This is a genomic window from Rhodococcus sp. R1101 (assembly GCF_000278445.1).
GTDB classification, from domain to species: Bacteria; Actinomycetota; Actinomycetes; order Mycobacteriales; family Mycobacteriaceae; genus Rhodococcus; species Rhodococcus gordoniae.
Window position 1 is genome coordinate 1 of record NZ_AJVB01000696.1, and the last position, 1,481, is coordinate 1,481.

Genomic DNA, 1,481 nt, shown 5'->3' on the forward strand with positions numbered 1-1,481 from the left:
GGGGAGGTGCACGATGTCTGGTCGTCGCCGTAGCGGTGGCCGTGGCCGGGTGCTGTATCGAGCGAGGTGAGCAGATCCACCGTCGTGTGCAGGAACGACACCACCGGTAGCCACGGCGGGGCCGGAGCGTCGACACGCGCGTGCGACAGGTCCGGCGGCGACCACAGCAGCGACGGCCGCCACCACACCACCGGGTCGGAGGTGTTCGCCAGGACACTCGCGCCGGCCGTGCGGACACCGGCGGGTGGCCCCGCGAGGAAGAGCCCGCACGACTCCGGCTCGATGTCGTCGAAGACGGCGCTCGCGCCGATCGCGCCCAGGGACTGCCCGTAGGCGTGGAGGGCGGGACGCCGTTCGGCCGGCAGGGTGGACAGGTGGGCACGCAGTGCGGTGACGAGGGCGTGGGCCTCCTCCGCGGCGGCACGGCGGTCGAGAACGAAGGTCGCCCAGCTCGGCAGGTCCGAGTACTGCTGGGCGACGATGGCGACGTCGTCGCCCCACCGGTTCTCGAAGCCGCGGACCGCAGCGGCATCGACCCAACCCGAGCCGGTCGGCACGGCCACCACGAGATGCGGTCGGTCGAAGGCACTCGTCCGACGGAGTTCGTCCACCGCGAACTCGGCGCGTGCAGACGGATCCGGCGCGGCCGACAACGGCACATAGATCCGGATCGGTGCCCCCTCGGCAGGCAGGGACACGAACTTCTGTCCCTCGCGGCCCAACCGGTTCCACGACATCGCCGATCCCGCGCCGCCCGACAGGCCGGCCGACAGGGCGGTGGGGGAGACGACCGTGTCGATCGTCCCTCCGGGGGAGAAGGCGACCGTGGCGGTGCCGATCCCCAGCATCACGGCGGCGGCCGCCGTCGCCCGGCGCCGCGACAGGAGATTCACCAGGCGTGGAACGGCGAGCAACACCGCGACGACCACGATCGTGACCGCCAGCGCCTCGAACCAATAGCGCATGTCCAGGGTCGGGACCGACATCGCCTCCCGCAGCCGGTTCTGCCACCGATGGGCACCGGCCGCGGCGACCAGCACGGCGGATCCACCGACGAGCGCGACGGGCAGACGGAGTTCGGACCGCTCGGGAGGTGGAGTTCGCCCGGACCGGTGTCGCCGCACGGACACGACGAGGCGGAGCAGCGCCAACGCCGTCACGACGAACAGCCCGGTGACGACGCCCTGCACGACCGACTGTCGCGGCAGCAGGGGAGGAGCGAGGGAGATCACCGTCGCGAGAACTACCGTGAGAACCGTCATCGCCGAACCCTTCGCGCCGTGTACGCCAGGACGACCGAGCCCGCTGCGACGGCCGGGACCCACGGCGATTCCGCGACAGGAGTCCGGTGACCTTGCCGCCATGAGTTGAGTTCCACTGCTGCAGAAGAGATCCCTGCGATACGCGTGCACGCCGTGATGCCGGTTTCGGAACGGCAGACGGTGTCGAGATGCCGGGCGAACAGTCCGTCGAGGTCGCGC

The 1,481-nt window shown here is 71.3% G+C and carries 1 protein-coding gene and 1 pseudogene; both read right to left on the minus strand.

The genetic code is table 11. The features are described 5' to 3' along the window. On the minus strand, positions 1–1,262 hold a 1,262-nt coding region (locus R1101_RS28405; RefSeq protein WP_016935593.1), incomplete at its 3' end, for an alpha/beta-hydrolase family protein. After that, positions 1,259–1,481: pseudogene (locus tag R1101_RS31235) on the minus strand (hypothetical protein); the annotation flags it as partial. The gene R1101_RS28405 and the pseudogene R1101_RS31235, both read right to left, overlap by 4 nt.